We start from the raw sequence: 15,499 nt of genomic DNA, 5'->3' as shown, positions 1-15,499 counted from the left end.
TTTGATGAAATTGACGTCACCTTGCCACAGGGTGATTAAGGATAGCTCACCATGATGGGATTTATTGGGGGAGGAGGACGGGGGAGGAGGCATCAGTGCAGCCTGATGCCCTCACCCTAACCCTCTCCCACGGGGAGAGGGGAAAAGAATGTTACTGTGCTTCCGCCAGCTGACGATCGCGGCGACATTTAAACATCCAGCCCACCAGCAGCAGGACGATCCACGCGAAGCCCACGTACAGGGAAATACGGGTATCCGGGTGATAACCAATCAGGCCAATGATGAAGACCAAGAAGATCAGACCGACAATGGTCGTTGGCACGCCGCCCGGCACTTTAAACTTCAGCGCTTTGGCCTCTTCTGGCGACAGGCGGCGACGGAACGCAATCTGCGACAGCAGGATCATGATCCACACCCACACGGTGGCGAAGGTCGCCAGTGACGCAATCACCAGGAAGACGTTCTCCGGCATGATGTAGTTCAGGTAAACCGAGAACAGCAGCGCCACGGTCATGACCAGCACCGTTACCCACGGGGTGCCGCGACGCGACGTTTTGGCAAACACCTTCGGCGCACTGCCCTGCTCCGCCATGCCGTGCAGCATACGGCCCACGCCGAACACGTCACTGTTGATGGCCGACAGCGAGGCGGTCAGCACCACAAAGTTGAGAATGCTGGCGGCAAACGCAATGCCCATATGCTGGAAAGTCAGGACAAACGGGCTGCCGTTGGTGCCCACCTGGTTCCACGGGTAGATGGACATAATCACAAACAGCGTGCCCACGTAGAACACCAGGATACGCATCGGCACCGAGTTGATGGCGCGCGGAATAGACTTCTCCGGATCTTTCGCTTCCCCGGCGGTGATGCCGATAATCTCGATTCCGCCATAGGCGAACATGACCATCTGGAGCGACATGACCATCCCGAGCCAGCCGTTGCTAAAGAAGCCGCCGTTGCTCCACAGGTTATGGATGCCGGTTGGCTGCCCACCGTTGCCGATACCCCAGATGATGATGCCGAAACCGGCGAGGATCATGATGATAATGGTCGCGACCTTGAAGAAGGAGAACCAGAACTCCAGCTCGCCAAACACCTTCACGCTCATCAGGTTAACGGCGCAGATAATCAGCACCACGCTCAGCACCCAGATCCAGTGCGGCACGGCAGGGAACCAGACCCCCATATAGATGCCAAACGCCGTCACATCGGCAATGGCGACAATCAGGATTTCAAAGCAATAAGTCCAGCCAGTGATAAACCCGGCCAGCGGGCCTAAGTTCTCTTGTGCATAGCGTGAAAACGAGCTGGCAGACGGGTTGTGAACCGACATCTCCCCCAGCGCACGCATGATGATATAGGCCGCGGCACCGCCGATGATGTAGGCCAGCAGAACGCTTGGACCGGCCATTTTGATGGCATCTGCCGAGCCATAAAAAAGACCGGTGCCGATAGCCGAGCCCAGCGCCATAAAGCGGATGTGGCGGGTGCTCAATCCACGTTTAAGTTTGTTAGTGCTTTCCATTAAAATCTTGCCATTCAACACGAAAAAAACAAAAAACCACGGGGCCTTAAGCCCCGTGGTTAAACAATTTGTTGCCGTTGATTAATGGGCGTTGGATGTCACCTGACGCCCGGCCGCACGGTCCCAGATAATCGCAAGAACCAGCGCTACAACGGAAGGCATCAGCCAGGCCAGGCCCTGCTCGGACAGCGGCAGACGCTGTGTCCAGGCTGGCAGGATTTCTGCAAATGCTGATGCTTTGATCCCGTCAAGGATACCAAAAATCAGGCTGATAAACATGGCCGGCGCAATAATTCGCGTCGAGTTATGCCACCACGGGCGGGTGAAGCTCAGCACCACCAGCACGATACATGGCGGATAGATAGCCGTCAGCACCGGAATTGACACCTGGATCAGGTGGCTCAGACCGAGGTTTGAAACCGCCATGGAGAAGATGCCGAGGATAAACACCAGCGTGCGGTAAGAGAGCGGCAGATACTGAGCGAAGAACTCCGCGCAGGCGCAGGTCAGACCCACCGCCGTCACCAGACAGGCCAGGAAAATCAGCGCCGCCAGCAGCATGCTGCCTGCACCACCAAAGGTGTGCTGCACGTAAGCATGCAGGATCGCCGCGCCGTTTGCGCTCTGATCGACCAGCGTTGCGCTATCTGAACCCAGACGGAACAGCGCCAGATACAGCAGCGTCAGGCCGACACCGGCCATCAGGCCAGCCCAGATAGTGTAACGAGTCAGCAGGCGCGCTTCGGTCACCCCACGGGAGCGCGCGGCGTTAACGATAACGATACCAAACACCATCGCGCCAAGCGTATCCATCGTCAGATAGCCGTTCACGAAACCGTTTGAGAACGCCGCGTTCTGGTAGGCGTCCATCGCGGAGCTGATGGGCCCCGCAGGCCAGACAATGGCCGCAACCGCCAGCACAATCAGCGCCACAATTTTCAGCGGTGCCAGGAAGTTACCCACGGTATCCAGCAGTTTGCCCGGATAGAGAGAAACCAGAATCACGATGGCGAAGTAAATGAGGCTGTAAATAAACAGTGGCATCGCGCCGTCACCGGTCAGCGGGGCGATACCCACTTCAAAGGAGACGGTCGCCGTGCGCGGGGTCGCGAACAGCGGGCCAACGGCCAGATAGCAGACTGTTGCCAGCAGAACGCCAGCCACTTTGCCAATCGGGGTGCTGAGGCTGTCCACACCGCCACCGACTTTCGCCAGCGCGATAACGGTCAGTACCGGCAGGCCCACGGCAGTAAGCAGGAAGCCAAACGCAGCCGTCCAGACGTGTTCACCCGCCTGTAAGCCAACCATTGGAGGAAAAATGATATTACCTGCGCCAACGAACAGCGCAAATGTCATAAAGCCCAGCGCGATAATGTCACGCGATTTCAAGTGATGGGTCATAAAACCTTACTGCCTGTGGATGTGGTGTTGAATACGTTGAGATTTTCGCCATCCCTGATGGGACGATACAGCGGAAAATTTGCTCAATTTCAGCGGGATATGCTCCCGTCCTGGCGTGGCGAAGAATAGTTTTTCGATTTACCACGCAAATAAAGTCGGTCTGACAGTATATGGGGGGCAATTTAAACGCTTATAACGTTTAAAGGCAAGAAGGGATCGTAAAACCAGAACAATATGCCAGCATGAAAATCCAGACCAACATAATATGCCATGTATAAGAAAAACTCATGGCTAATCATGCGAACAAAAAAGCACCAGCCGTATAATATTCATCCGCGTTTCGCTTGACTGCAAAGCAAACGGGCCAGCAATCGCTGGCCCGTGGAAAGGTAGCCTGACACACACGCTGTCAGGCGCTTTTTTTGGCAATTAATCGTTCCGGAATCACGAAGCTAAAGCGCGTGCCCTTACCGAGGGTGCTTTCGATATTGAGCCGGCTTTCGTGGTGGCTGACGGCATGCTTCACAATTGCCAGCCCCAGTCCGCTTCCGCCGGTCTGCCGCGAGCGCGCCTTATCCACCCGGTAGAACCGTTCAGTGAGACGCGGGAGGTGTTCAGGCCCAATCCCCGGCCCGTTGTCCTCGACGCTAAACTCAGCGCCCGCCGGGGTATGCTGCCAGCGTACCGCGATATGCGTCCCTTTCGGGGTATGATTCACGGCGTTATAGACCAGGTTTGAGATAGCGCTTCGCAGCTCATCTTCACTGCCGAGCACTTTCAGCGTGTTATCAACGTCAAAACTCAGGGTGTGCTGATTATGACTCAGCGTTTGGGCTTCGCGCTCCACCACCCGCAACATCATCGGCACATCAATGATGTCATTTAGCGCCAGCGACGGGGCAGCCTCAATTTTTGAAAGCGTCAGCAGCTGTTTGACCAGCCCTTCCATGCGGAACGTCTGCTCCCGCATGGTATGCAGCGCTTTCTCACGCGGCGCCCCCTCAAGCGTTTGCTCCTGCATCATCTCCAGGTAGCCCTGAAGCACCGTCAAGGGCGTACGCAGCTCGTGGCTGACGTTGGCAAAGAAGTTACGTCTCGCGCCCTCAAGCTGGTGCATCTGGGTAACGTCCCGCGCCACCATCAGCCACTGCCGATCGCTGTAGGGCATCACGCGGATTTCCAGATGGCGACCGTTATTGAGCTTCAGATTGTGCGGGCGCGAAAAATCCCGCTTTTTCAGATACAGCGTGAACTCGGGATAACGCAGAAGGTTCAGGATGTTCTGACCATTATCATCCGGCCAGCGCAGGCCCAGCAGCTGTTGCGCGAGGCCATTGCACCAGAAGATGGTCCCTTCTTCCGTCGTCAGGATCACCGCGTCCGGCAGTGACTCCGCACCGCTACGAAAGCGTTTGATCAGGCTTCCCAGCTCACGACGGCGCTTTTTATTACGCATCTGCATCTGGTGCAGGCCGTAGAGTAGCGGTTCCCAGCTCCCGCTTCCCGGCGGAGGTGTCATACTTCTGTCGACCCACAGCCACCAGGAAAGACGCAGTAAATTCCAGAAATGCCAGACGAGCAATCCCGTCACGGCCACCAGTAAAAACCACGGCAGATAGCCAAAGATAGCCCCCAGAATGAGGGCCGGAATACAGCATAAGATCAGTTCAAAGACGAGCCTTTTCCATGACAGACGTTCCAGCACGCGTCACACTCCTGTCATTGTTCAGAAACGGGTCGAGAAGCGATAACCCGTGCCGCGGACCGTCTGTACCATGCGATCGTGGCCGCTCAGTTCCAGTGCTTTACGCAGGCGGCGAATATGGACGTCAACCGTTCGGTCTTCGACATAGACGTTAGTTCCCCAGACGTTATTCAGCAACTGTTCGCGGCTGTAAACGCGCTCCGGGTGGGTCATAAAGAAGTGCAGGAGTTTAAATTCGGTCGGTCCCATATCGAGGGGATTTTCACCGGTCATGACCCGGTGCGAGGTAGGATCCAGGCTCAGACCCTGCATCTCAATCACCTCTTCCACCGCCATCGGTGAAATACGGCGCATCACGGCTTTGATACGCGCCACCAGCTCTTTCGGGGAGAACGGTTTGGTGATGTAATCGTCCGCGCCGGTTTCCAGACCGCGCACGCGATCCTCTTCCTCGCCGCGCGCCGTCAGCATCACCACCGGGATATCACGGGTCATCGCCTCGCGTTTGATATGCTTGATAAACTGCAATCCGGAACCGCCAGGCAGCATCCAGTCCAGCAGGATCAGATCGGGCCAGGGTTCATTCAGCTGGTTCACCGCGCTGTCATAATCTTCCGCTTCAACCGGCTGGAAGCCATTTTGTTCAAGCACGAAGCACACCATTTCACGGATCGGAGCTTCATCTTCTACGACCAGAATACGTCTCGCCATACTTTGCCCTGTCTTATCGTATTTAAGTTACAAGTCTGTAATGCGGCGTCATTATGCGTCAGATTTATGACAGATTTATGAAAAACATTACCACTATAAATGGCAAACTGTTGTTTTATTACAGCGGTTATTTTCCGTTCCACGAAAGTTTATAATCCTGCTTTCTTATTATTGCCACGGATCTTTTATGCGCATACTTCACACCTCAGACTGGCACCTGGGTCAAAATTTTTACAGCAAAAGCCGCGCCGCGGAACATGAAGCGTTCCTGAACTGGCTGCTGGAGACGGCTCAGGCTCACGAGGTGGACGCGATTATTGTGGCGGGCGACATTTTTGATACCGGATCGCCGCCGAGCTATGCGCGTGAGCTATACAACCGTTTTGTGGTCAACCTCCAGCAAACCGGTTGTCACCTGGTGATTGTCGCCGGAAATCATGACTCGGTGGCGACGCTGAATGAATCCCGCGATATTCTGGCGTTCCTCAATACCACCGTGGTGGCCAGCGCCGGGCACGCGCCGCAGATCCTGAAAAAACGCGACGGCACGCCGGGCGCGGTGCTGTGCCCAATCCCGTTTTTACGTCCGCGAGATATCGTGCAAAGCCAGGCGGGTCTGTCCGGCAGCGAAAAACAGCAGCATCTGTTGCAGGCCATCACCCGCTATTATCACCAGCAGCATACGGAAGCCTGCGCCCTGCGCGGCGATCAGGCCATTCCGATCATTGCCACCGGACACCTCACCACCGTCGGAGCCAGTAAGAGTGATGCGGTGCGCGAGATCTATATCGGTACGCTGGACGCGTTTCCGGCGCAAAACTTCCCCCCCGCCGACTACATTGCCCTCGGGCATATTCACCGGGCGCAGATCATCGGCGGCTGCGAGCATATCCGCTACTGCGGCTCGCCCATTTCGCTCAGTTTTGACGAAACGGGCAAAGCCAAATCCGTCCATCTGGTGAGCTTCACCGAAGGCAAACTTAGCGCCGTTGAGACGCTCGAGGTGCCGGTCACCCAGCCGCTGGCGGTGCTGAAAGGCGATCTGGCCGCCATTACCGCTCAGCTTGAGCAGTGGCGCGGCGCAGCGCTTAATCCCCCCGTCTGGCTCGATATCGAAATCACCACCGACGACTACCTGTACGATATGCAGCGTAAAATTCAGACGCTGACGGAAGACCTTCCCGTGGAAGTACTGCTGGTACGCCGCAGCCGCGAGCAGCGCGAGAAAATACTGCTCAACGCCCAGCGTGAAACGCTTAGCGAACTTCGGGTTGAAGAGGTGTTCGCGCGGCGGCTTGCGCATGAAGAGGTGGACGAGGCCAGACGCACCAGGCTTAACGAGCTGTTTGCCCAGACCCTGCACTCCCTCCATGACGAGGACGAAAACGCATGAAAATTCTGAGCCTGCGTCTGAAAAATCTGAATTCGCTAAAGGGTGAGTGGAAAATTGATTTCACCGCGGAGCCGTTCGCCAGCAACGGGCTGTTTGCCATCACCGGCGCAACCGGCGCGGGTAAAACCACGCTGCTGGATGCCATCTGCCTGGCGCTGTACCACGAAACGCCGCGTCTTAATAAGGTCTCTCAGGCGCAAAACGACCTGATGACGCGCGATACCGCCGAATGCCTGGCGGAAGTGGAATTTGAGGTCAAAGGCGTTGCTTATCGCGCTTTCTGGAGCCAGAACCGCGCCCGCAACCAGCCGGACGGGAACTTACAGGCACCGCGCGTAGAGCTGGCCCGCTGCGAAGACGGCAAAATTCTGGCCGACAAAGTCACGGATAAGCTGGAACAAACCGCCGCACTCACCGGGCTGGACTATGGTCGCTTTACCCGCTCGATGTTGCTCTCGCAGGGGCAGTTTGCCGCCTTCCTGAATGCTAAACCGAGCGATCGCGCTGAGCTGCTGGAGGAACTGACCGGCACGGAAATTTACGGCCAGATTTCCGCCATGGTTTTTGAAAAACACAAAGCGGCACGTAACGCGCTGGAGATGTGCGAAGCGCAGGCCGCAGGGGTTGTGCTGTTGAGCGAGGAACAGCAGCATCACTTGCAGCAAAGTTTGCAGGCGCTCACTGACGAAGAGAAAATCCTGCTGGCACAGCAGCAGAGCCAACAGAAAGATTTTCAGTGGCTTACGCGTAACGACGAGCTGATACGTGAGCAGCAGCGCGCAGCCGCTTCGCAGCAGCAGGCGCAACAGGCTCTGACGGACGCCGCGCCGCAACTGGCGAAGCTCCAGCTGGCGCAACCCGCCGCCCAGCTACGTCCGCTATGGGAGCACCAGCAGGAGCAGACCGCCCGCCTGTCGCAAACCGCAGAGCGAATTGTCGAAGTAAATACTCGCTTACTCGACAGAGCGGCACAGCGCGCGCGTATCCGCAACGGTGCGCAGCGCAACCGTGAACAGTTGCAGACAGAGCACACGGCGCTGACGCAGTGGCTAACCGAACACGATCGTTTCCGTCAGTGGGGACAGGAAATTGCCGGCTGGCGGGCGCATTTTACGCAGCTGAATCGCGATAAAAATCAGCTTGTTGCCCAGGCAGCGCGCATGGCTGAGCTTCGTCAGAAGCTGGCTGAGCTGCCGGAGAGTACGCTGACGCTGACGGCTGAGGATCTCGCGACGGCAATGGAGCAACAGGCACAATCGCGGGCGCTCCGCCAGCGTCTGACTGCGCTTCACGCTCGCTATCAGCCGCTGCAAAAACGACTGCGCCAGAATGCGGAAAGCGTGCAGAAAGCGCAGGCTGAGCAGGGTAAGCTCAATGAAACGCTGATCCTGCGGCGTCAGCAGTTCAAAGAAAAAAATCAGCACTATGCCGACCTGAAAGCGCTCTGTGAGCGTGAGGCGACAATCAAGGACCTTGAAAATTATCGTGCTCAGCTGGAAGCGGGTAAGCCTTGCCCGCTCTGCGGTTCACGCGAACACCCGGCAGTTGTGCAGTATCAGGCGCTTGAACTGACTGACAATCAGCGCCGCCGCGACGCGCTGGAGAAAGAGGTTGCCGCGCTAAAAGAGGAAGGATTGCTGGTGCTCGGGCAGGTGAATGCGCTGACCCAACAGATCCAGCGCGAGACTGAGGAAGCACAGGCTCTCTCTCAGGAAGAACAAGCACTCACTAAAGAGTGGCTGGAGGTCTGCACCTCCCTGAACATAGCGCTGAATATTCAGGATGATATAGCACTCTGGATGAGCGCACAGGAGCAGTATGAACGCCAGCTGTATCAGCTCAGCCAGCGTCTGACGCTGCAAAACCAGCTCATTGAACAGGAAGGTCAGGCGCGCCAGTACCAGCAGCAGCTGACGGCGACGCGTCAGGCGCTGGCGGCCTCGCTAGAGTCGCTGTCGCTTAGCGTGCCCGATGAAGGGGCCGAAAGCGCCTGGCTGAGCGCACGCGAAGCTGAATATACCCTGTGGCAGGAAAAACAGGCCCAGCACGGTACGATTCAGGAACGTATTAACGCCCTGATGCCAATCCTGGAGACGCTGCCGGTTACCGATGATACAGAAGCCGACGCGGTTATACCTGAGAACTGGCGCGGCATCCACGACGAATGCGTGTCGCTGCAAAGCCAGCTCACCACCCTACAGCAGCAGGAGACGCTTGAGCGTGAACGGCTCCAGCAATCACAGGCTCAGTTCAACGCCGCGCTGACCGCGAGCTGCTTTGCCGATCGGGAGGCATTTCTCTCCGCCCTGCTGGATGAAGCGTCGATCCGCCAGCTTGAACAGCAAAAGCAGACGCTGGAAAACCAGCTCCAGCAGACCACGGCGCTTTCGGTGCAGGCAAGCCAGCAGCTTCAGGCGCATCAGGCACAGCGCCCCGAGGGGCTGGAAACCGATGCCGCAACGCTTCAGGCGCAGTTACATCAGCTGGCGCAACAGCTTCGGGACAACACCACGCATCAGGGGGAGATCCGCCAGCAGCTCAAACAGGACGCCGATAACCGTCTGCACCAGCAGGCGCTTATGCAGCAGATTGAGGAGGCGGCGCGTCAGGCCGACGACTGGGGCTATCTCAATGCGCTGATAGGCTCCAGCACCGGCGATAAATTCCGTAAATTCGCCCAGGGGCTAACGCTGGATAATCTGGTGTGGCTTGCCAACCAGCAGCTCAACCGTCTGCATGGCCGCTATCTGCTTCAGCGTAAAGCCAGCGACGCGCTGGAGCTGGAAGTGGTCGATACCTGGCAGGCCGATGCGATACGCGATACCCGTACCCTTTCCGGCGGGGAGAGTTTCCTGGTCAGTCTGGCGCTGGCTTTAGCGCTTTCCGATCTGGTCAGTCACAAAACGCGCATTGATTCGCTGTTCCTGGATGAAGGGTTCGGCACGCTCGACAGTGAAACGCTGGACACCGCGCTGGATGCGCTCGACGCACTGAACGCCACCGGGAAAACCATCGGCGTGATCAGCCACGTTGAGGCGATGAAAGAGCGTATTCCGGTGCAGATCAAGGTGAAGAAGATCAACGGGCTGGGGTATAGCAGGCTGGACAGGGAGTTTGCGGTGAATTGAATGGGGGACGGTGCGGTCTGATGCCCTCACCCTGGCCCTCTCCCTGTGGGAGAGGGTACAAACATCATAAACGGCAACGCAAGTTGCCGTTTTGCGTTTATTCCGGCCACAGCCACGCCGCGCCTCGCACGCCGCTGGAGTCACCGTGGACGGCTTTGCGGATCGGCGTTTCGCACTCGCCGCCAAATACCCACTGTTTCACCAGCGTTGGCACCGTGGCGTAAAGTCGGTCGACGTTGCTCATGCCGCCGCCCAGCACAATCACGTCCGGATCGAGGATATTGATCACATGCGCCAGTGACTTAGCCAGCCGCATTTCGTAGCGGCTGAGCGCCAGTTCAGCCACCGGATCCTGCTCCTCAACCAGACGCATAATCTCGTTACCTTTCAGCGGCTGGCCGCTCAGACGATGATAATCGGTGGCAAACCCCGTACCGGAGATAAAGGTCTCTATACAGCCCTGCTTGCCACAGTAGCACGGCACTTCGGCGCGGTATTTGAGTTCATCTTCATCCATCCACGGCAGCGGGTTGTGCCCCCACTCGCCCGCGGTGCCGTTGCCGCCAATATGCGAGCGCCCTCCGAAGGCCACGCCCGCCCCGCAGCCGGTGCCGATAATTACGGCAAATACGGTCTGCGCGCCAGCCGCTGCGCCATCCACGGCCTCAGACACCGCCAGGCAGTTTGCGTCATTCGCCAGACGCACTTCCCGGTTCAGGCGTTGGCTTAAGTCTTTATCAAACGGCTGACCGTTGAGCCAGGTGGAGTTGGCGTTTTTCACCACGCCGGTATACGGCGAAATGGAGCCAGGGATCCCCATCCCGACTGTGCCCGTCTCGCCCGTTGCCTGCTCTGCCATATCGACCAGGCGGGCAATCGTCTCTATGGTCTGGTGATAATCATCGCGCGGCGTAGGCAGACGGTGGCGAAACAGTTGCTCCCCCTGCTCGCTCAACGCAATGACTTCTGTTTTGGTGCCGCCCAAATCAATCCCAATACGCACAAGACACTCCTCATTATTTTGATTATCAACAGAGTAGAAGCCTGCTTCCCGATTAGCAATGCAAGCGATGCGACAATTCGTTATCATGCCCGCTGATTTAACGACAAGGCCGTGGAAATTATCATGCTGTGGTTCAAAAATTTGATGGTTTACCGTCTCAGCCGCGACGTTTCGCTGCGTGCAGAAGAGATGGAAAAACAGTTAGCCGCTTACTCCTTTACCCCTTGCGGTAGCCAGGATATGGCAAAAACCGGCTGGGTTCCGCCAATGGGTTCTCAAAGCGATGCGCTGACCCACGCCAGCAGCACGGGGCAAATCATCGTTTGCGCCCGCAAAGAAGAGAAGATCCTGCCGACGCCCGTGGTTAAGCAGGCACTCGAAGCGAAGATCTTCAAGCTGGAAGCTGAACAGGGCCGTAAGCTTAAAAAAACCGAAAAAGATTCGCTGAAGGATGAAGTGCTGCACTCGCTGCTGCCGCGCGCCTTTAGCCGCTTTAGCCAGACCATGATGTGGATCGACACCGTTAACGGGCTGATTATGGTGGACTGCGCCAGCGCCAAAAAAGCCGAAGATACGCTGGCGCTGCTGCGTAAGAGCCTTGGCTCATTACCGGTGGTACCGCTGGCGCTGGAAACGCCGATTGAGCTGACCCTGACCGAGTGGGTGCGCAGCGGGACTGCCGCGCAGGGCTTCCAGATCCTTGATGAAGCAGAGCTGAAAGCGTTGCTGGAAGATGGCGGCGTGATCCGCGCGAAGAAACAGGAACTGGTGAGCGACGAAATCGCCGTGCACATTGAAGCGGGCAAAGTGGTGACCAAACTGGCTCTCGACTGGCAGCAGCGCATTCAGTTTGTGATGTGTGATGATGGATCCGTGAAGCGCCTGAAATTCTGCGATGAACTGCGCGATCAGAACGAAGATATCGACCGCGAAGATTATGCTCAGCGCTTTGACGCAGACTTTATCCTGATGACCGGCGAGCTGGCGGCGCTGATTCAGAACCTGGTGGAAGGTCTCGGCGGCGAAGCGCAGCGCTGACAGGCAAAACGTAGGCCGGGTAAGCGAATGCGCCACCCGGCATGCTTTTATTTCAGATAGCGGCACAGATAAGAGGTTGGCTCTGCAACCTGTAAATGGAACTCGCTGTGGCCCGGCACGTTGAAGACCTGCCCGGCACTATATACTTTCCACTCCGTTTCACCCGGCAGCAGGACGTTCAGCGCGCCGCTGACCACCGTCATCTCTTCCGCTTCTGCGGTGCCAAAGGTGTATTCCCCTTCCGCCATTACGCCGACACTGGCGCGGCCAGTGCTGCTGCTGGTAAAACCAATGGATTTCACTTTACCGGAAAAGTATTCGTTACTTTGAAGCATGAACTGGCCCTTATATTTATAGAGAAAAATCCACTATAGGGGCCATGCTCATGACCTGTCACGCAAAATCATTACACCAGTAATTCTGACGCCAGACGCGCCATCAGGACGTTAGAGAGCAGCACCGGAACATCCAGCGCCTTTTGCAATAAATCACGATGCCGCTGATGGAAGCCCAGGCAGTCGAGCATCAGGACATCCGCCCCTCTGTCGATCAATTCCTGCCCGGCCGCAATCAGCTTCGCTTCGCTGTCCCAGAACGGGTTAGCCAGCGCGTACAGCGGGGTGTGCTCCAGCGCAGCCCACTTCACCGTCTGGTTATCCAGCAGTTCCTCAACGGGAACGATGACCCCAACCTGATGACCATCAACAATAGAGGCCACCAGCGGGGGGATAATCCGCATCGGTTCGAGCAGAATGGCATTACGCGCGCTGAGTCCTTTAACGGGTGCCGTGCTCATCAGCAAAATGACGTCATAGTCCTGATTGTCGAGCACTTCGATCACGCCCTGTAGCGCGCGCTCGATTTTCTGGCGCGACACATGCGCCAGTTTACCGTCACTGAGTAACGTTGCCAGGGGATCTTCCCCCTCTCCGACCGCGTAGTCTTCCATGACCTCTTCCCGACTGAGCTTCCCTAACAGACTGAGATGCGTAATTTGTTGTTCAGAGACATGCTCGGTTAAGAGCGGTAATACTTCGCTTACAGGCACCACACCAATCGTGAGGATCGCCAACGTCGCCTTCATTTTGATCGCCTTCCGTTACTACCACAACTGCCACACAGGTGCAGGCTCACTACGCTGCACTGTTCATTTATTCAACAAAACAGCACCAAGCGTAGCAGGGGATCTCAACACCGTAGTGTAAAGATCGACTGGCCTTTCCGAATCCACCTGTAATAACTAAATATTAACTGCTGCTTAACATCAGCGATAAGTTAAAAGTGTGATTCAGGCACGGTTGTAACGAATTCGGATTCCTGTCAGGACTTCTCAGGATCCTCATAGCGCCGTTTCGCATCCAGCGCTTCCTGTTCGGTTTCATGTTCGCTGATCAGCGAATCAGGTTTAGGGTGATCGGCACGCAGCTGGTACCAGGTTACGGTTTGATCACCATTACCTTTTTCAACGGTAACGATGCGGGCTTCACGTGGATAGGGAGGTCTGGTTGGCATAGCTCATCCTTTTTTTATGTCTGAGCTATGAGTATAGACGGCTGTTAGCTGGCGCAAGCCAAACGCAGGGCGGTAATAATCTGAATCGCAACTTTTTCGGGTGACGCCGACGCATCCACAACGTGGTGTGCCGCCTCGCGGTACAGTGCATCGCGTTCGGCGAGGACCTCGCTGACCTCTTCACTCAGCGGTTTCGCGGTCAGCGCCGGGCGCTGCCCCTCTTCCGGAAACGCCTCCAGCCGCCCCACCAGCGTAGAGACCGGGGCACAGAGGTAGATCACGACACCCTTTTCGCGCATAAACTGGCGGTTATACGACGCCAGGATAATGCCCCCACCGGTCGCAATCACGGTTGACGGCGCGGTCACCGCTTCCAGCGTGGCCGTTTCACGCGCACGAAAGCTCTCCCAACCCTCATCTTCAACGATATCGGCGATAGTCTTACCCGCATTCTCCTGAAGCCAGTGGTCAGTATCGACAAACTGACTCTGGCACAAACGCGCCAGCTCCAGACCAACGGTGGTTTTCCCACAGCCGCGAGGGCCAACTAAAAAGATGGGTGGGTTCATAACCAGGTGTTCCCCTTGCTGCCGGATAACTGAAGGCTGTAAAGAAATGATTGCAGTAGATGTTGCGCTAACTTTACTGCAAAGCGGTACGGAATGACAAGCCTGTGGAAGCCACACTGTACCACAAAACCGCCCGGAGGTGGGCTACGCCGGGCGGCGCTTCACTTCCAGCAGCCATTTATCCAGCTCGGCGGCAAACTGCTGGCGATCGCGCTGCGACAGGCTGTCCGGCCCACCGGTTTGCACGCCGCTGGAACGCAGCGTATCCATAAAATCACGCATGGTGAGCTTCTCCCGGATCGTTGCCGGAGAGTAGCGCTCGCCGCGCGGGTTAAGCGCCGCGGCCCCCTTCGCCAGCACGTCGGCAGCCAGCGGGATATCCGCCGTGATCACCAGATCTCCTGCGTCACACAGGCGTACTATCTCGTTATCCGCCACGTCAAACCCGGCCGGAACGCGCAGAGATCGGATGTATCTGGAGGGCGGCACGCGGATATTCTGGTTCGCCACCAGCGTTAGCGGCATCTGCACGCGCTCGGCAGCACGAAATAAAATCTCTTTAATCACATTCGGACACGCATCCGCATCAACCCAAATCGCCATCGTCTCTCCCCATTATGATTCTGGCGACTATTGTCGCCTGCATTTCGTTGTTAAGCTATCAATGAGAGATAACAACGCATAATAACGGAGAGACGTGATGGATAAGAAAATCGGGTTTATCGGCTGCGGAAACATGGGCAAAGCTATCCTCGGCGGACTGATTGCCAGTGGGCAGGTGCTGCCGGGGCAGATTTGGGTCTATACCCCATCCCCGGATAAAGTCGCGGCGCTGCGTGATGAGTATGGTGTCAACGCTGCCGAAAGCGCGCAGGAAGTGGCTCAGGTGGCGGATATTGTCTTTGGCGCCGTTAAGCCGAATATCATGATTAAAGTCCTGAGCGAGATCACCTCCAGCCTTAACAAAGAGACCCTGGTGGTGTCGATTGCCGCAGGCGTGACCCTCGATCAGCTCGCCCGCGCGCTGGGTCACGACCGTAAGATTGTTCGCGCCATGCCAAACACCCCGTCGCTGGTGAATGCCGGTATGACCTCCGTTACCCCGAACGCGCTGGTCACATCTGAAGACGTGGCAGATGTACTGAATATCTTCCGCTGCTTCGGCGAAGCGGAAGTGATTGCCGAACCGATGATCCACCCGGTGGTCGGCGTGAGCGGCTCTGCCCCGGCGTATGTTTTTATGTTTATCGAAGCCATGGCCGATGCTGCCGTATTGGGCGGAATGCCGCGCGCGCAGGCCTACAAATTTGCAGCGCAGGCGGTGATGGGCTCGGCCAAAATGGTGCTGGAAACGGGTAAGCATCCGGGCGAATTGAAAGATATGGTGTGCTCGCCGGGGGGCACAACCATTGAAGCCGTGCGCGTGCTGGAAGATCGCGGATTCCGCTCCGCCGTGATCGAGGCGATGGAAAAATGCATGGAAAAATCAGAGAAGCTCAGTAAGTCCTGATGCG

The 15,499-nt window shown here is 56.8% G+C and carries 14 protein-coding genes; 4 read left to right on the top strand and 10 right to left on the bottom strand.

The genetic code is table 11. The features are described 5' to 3' along the window. Positions 1-151: 151 nt before the first annotated feature. From proY to phoB, 4 genes are all read right to left on the bottom strand, one after another. A complete protein-coding gene (gene proY / locus BFV63_RS04745; RefSeq protein WP_003859117.1) occupies positions 152-1,525 on the bottom strand; it encodes a proline-specific permease ProY in 1,374 nt (457 codons plus the stop codon). 81 nt (positions 1,526-1,606) lie between these two features. Further along, on the bottom strand, positions 1,607-2,926 hold the full coding sequence (gene brnQ / locus BFV63_RS04740) for a branched-chain amino acid transporter carrier protein BrnQ (RefSeq protein WP_003859118.1): 1,320 nt from the start codon (positions 2,924-2,926) through the stop codon (positions 1,607-1,609). A 409-nt stretch (positions 2,927-3,335) separates the two neighbouring features. Further along, on the bottom strand, positions 3,336-4,631 hold the full coding sequence (gene phoR / locus BFV63_RS04735) for a phosphate regulon sensor histidine kinase PhoR (protein WP_023315505.1): 1,296 nt from the start codon (positions 4,629-4,631) through the stop codon (positions 3,336-3,338). Positions 4,632-4,652: 21 nt separating this feature from the next. Further along, the gene (gene phoB, locus BFV63_RS04730; RefSeq protein WP_003859122.1) at positions 4,653-5,342 is read right to left on the bottom strand and encodes a phosphate response regulator transcription factor PhoB; all 690 of its coding nucleotides are present in this window, start codon (positions 5,340-5,342) and stop codon (positions 4,653-4,655) included. 187 nt (positions 5,343-5,529) lie between these two features. Here phoB and sbcD point away from each other — a divergent pair, with 187 nt between their 5' ends. After that, positions 5,530-6,735, top strand: a complete 1,206-nt coding sequence (gene sbcD, locus BFV63_RS04725) for an exonuclease subunit SbcD (protein ID WP_003859124.1) — start codon at positions 5,530-5,532, stop codon at positions 6,733-6,735. Then, complete coding sequence (gene sbcC / locus BFV63_RS04720; RefSeq protein ID WP_048241314.1) at positions 6,732-9,863, top strand: exonuclease subunit SbcC; 3,132 nt, start codon at positions 6,732-6,734, stop codon at positions 9,861-9,863. Before sbcD ends, sbcC begins: the two co-directional genes overlap by 4 nt. A gap of 97 nt (positions 9,864-9,960) precedes the next feature. On the opposite strand, the gene mak is transcribed toward sbcC, so the two are convergent. Then, a complete protein-coding gene (gene mak / locus BFV63_RS04715; RefSeq protein ID WP_003859127.1) occupies positions 9,961-10,866 on the bottom strand; it encodes a fructokinase in 906 nt (301 codons plus the stop codon). Between the two features lie 123 nt (positions 10,867-10,989). Between mak and rdgC the strand changes: the two genes are divergently transcribed. Continuing rightward, positions 10,990-11,904 (top strand): recombination-associated protein RdgC, encoded by a 915-nt coding sequence (gene rdgC / locus BFV63_RS04710; RefSeq protein WP_003859129.1) that lies wholly within the window; start codon positions 10,990-10,992, stop codon positions 11,902-11,904. 47 nt (positions 11,905-11,951) lie between these two features. Here the strand turns inward: rdgC and ppnP are convergent, their stop codons facing one another. From ppnP to BFV63_RS04685, 5 genes are all read right to left on the bottom strand, one after another. Then, complete coding sequence (gene ppnP / locus BFV63_RS04705; protein ID WP_003859131.1) at positions 11,952-12,239, bottom strand: pyrimidine/purine nucleoside phosphorylase; 288 nt, start codon at positions 12,237-12,239, stop codon at positions 11,952-11,954. A gap of 71 nt (positions 12,240-12,310) precedes the next feature. Further along, positions 12,311-12,988, bottom strand: a complete 678-nt coding sequence (locus BFV63_RS04700; protein ID WP_003859133.1) for an AroM family protein — start codon at positions 12,986-12,988, stop codon at positions 12,311-12,313. Positions 12,989-13,224: 236 nt separating this feature from the next. Then, entirely contained in the window at positions 13,225-13,416 is a 192-nt protein-coding gene (gene yaiA / locus BFV63_RS04695) for a protein YaiA (protein WP_003859135.1), read from the bottom strand. A 44-nt stretch (positions 13,417-13,460) separates the two neighbouring features. Next, a complete protein-coding gene (gene aroL, locus BFV63_RS04690) occupies positions 13,461-13,985 on the bottom strand; it encodes a shikimate kinase AroL (protein ID WP_023315502.1) in 525 nt (174 codons plus the stop codon). A gap of 144 nt (positions 13,986-14,129) precedes the next feature. Next, on the bottom strand, positions 14,130-14,588 hold the full coding sequence (locus BFV63_RS04685) for a YaiI/YqxD family protein (RefSeq protein ID WP_003859141.1): 459 nt from the start codon (positions 14,586-14,588) through the stop codon (positions 14,130-14,132). 97 nt (positions 14,589-14,685) lie between these two features. Between BFV63_RS04685 and proC the strand changes: the two genes are divergently transcribed. Further along, the gene (gene proC / locus BFV63_RS04680) at positions 14,686-15,495 is read left to right on the top strand and encodes a pyrroline-5-carboxylate reductase (protein ID WP_022650449.1); all 810 of its coding nucleotides are present in this window, start codon (positions 14,686-14,688) and stop codon (positions 15,493-15,495) included. The last annotated feature ends 4 nt before the right edge of the window (positions 15,496-15,499 follow it).

The organism is Enterobacter hormaechei subsp. xiangfangensis, assembly GCF_001729785.1.
In the GTDB taxonomy this organism is placed as follows: Bacteria; Pseudomonadota; Gammaproteobacteria; order Enterobacterales; family Enterobacteriaceae; genus Enterobacter; species Enterobacter hormaechei_C.
The sequence above is the reverse complement of the archived record's forward strand: the minus strand, read 5'-3'. Positions and strand labels throughout refer to the sequence as shown.

What these genes read in the sequence shown, in the direction of transcription:
- proY (WP_003859117.1), bottom strand. Translation starts at nt 1,525, where the DNA reads ATGGAAAGCACTAACAAACTTAAACGTGGATTGAGCACCCGCCACATC.
- brnQ (WP_003859118.1), bottom strand. Translation starts at nt 2,926, where the DNA reads ATGACCCATCACTTGAAATCGCGTGACATTATCGCGCTGGGCTTTATG.
- phoB (WP_003859122.1), bottom strand. Translation starts at nt 5,342, where the DNA reads ATGGCGAGACGTATTCTGGTCGTAGAAGATGAAGCTCCGATCCGTGAA.
- sbcD (WP_003859124.1), top strand. Translation starts at nt 5,530, where the DNA reads ATGCGCATACTTCACACCTCAGACTGGCACCTGGGTCAAAATTTTTAC.
- sbcC (WP_048241314.1), top strand. Translation starts at nt 6,732, where the DNA reads ATGAAAATTCTGAGCCTGCGTCTGAAAAATCTGAATTCGCTAAAGGGT.
- rdgC (WP_003859129.1), top strand. Translation starts at nt 10,990, where the DNA reads ATGCTGTGGTTCAAAAATTTGATGGTTTACCGTCTCAGCCGCGACGTT.
- ppnP (WP_003859131.1), bottom strand. Translation starts at nt 12,239, where the DNA reads ATGCTTCAAAGTAACGAATACTTTTCCGGTAAAGTGAAATCCATTGGT.
- BFV63_RS04700 (WP_003859133.1), bottom strand. Translation starts at nt 12,988, where the DNA reads ATGAAGGCGACGTTGGCGATCCTCACGATTGGTGTGGTGCCTGTAAGC.
- yaiA (WP_003859135.1), bottom strand. Translation starts at nt 13,416, where the DNA reads ATGCCAACCAGACCTCCCTATCCACGTGAAGCCCGCATCGTTACCGTT.
- aroL (WP_023315502.1), bottom strand. Translation starts at nt 13,985, where the DNA reads ATGAACCCACCCATCTTTTTAGTTGGCCCTCGCGGCTGTGGGAAAACC.
- BFV63_RS04685 (WP_003859141.1), bottom strand. Translation starts at nt 14,588, where the DNA reads ATGGCGATTTGGGTTGATGCGGATGCGTGTCCGAATGTGATTAAAGAG.
- proC (WP_022650449.1), top strand. Translation starts at nt 14,686, where the DNA reads ATGGATAAGAAAATCGGGTTTATCGGCTGCGGAAACATGGGCAAAGCT.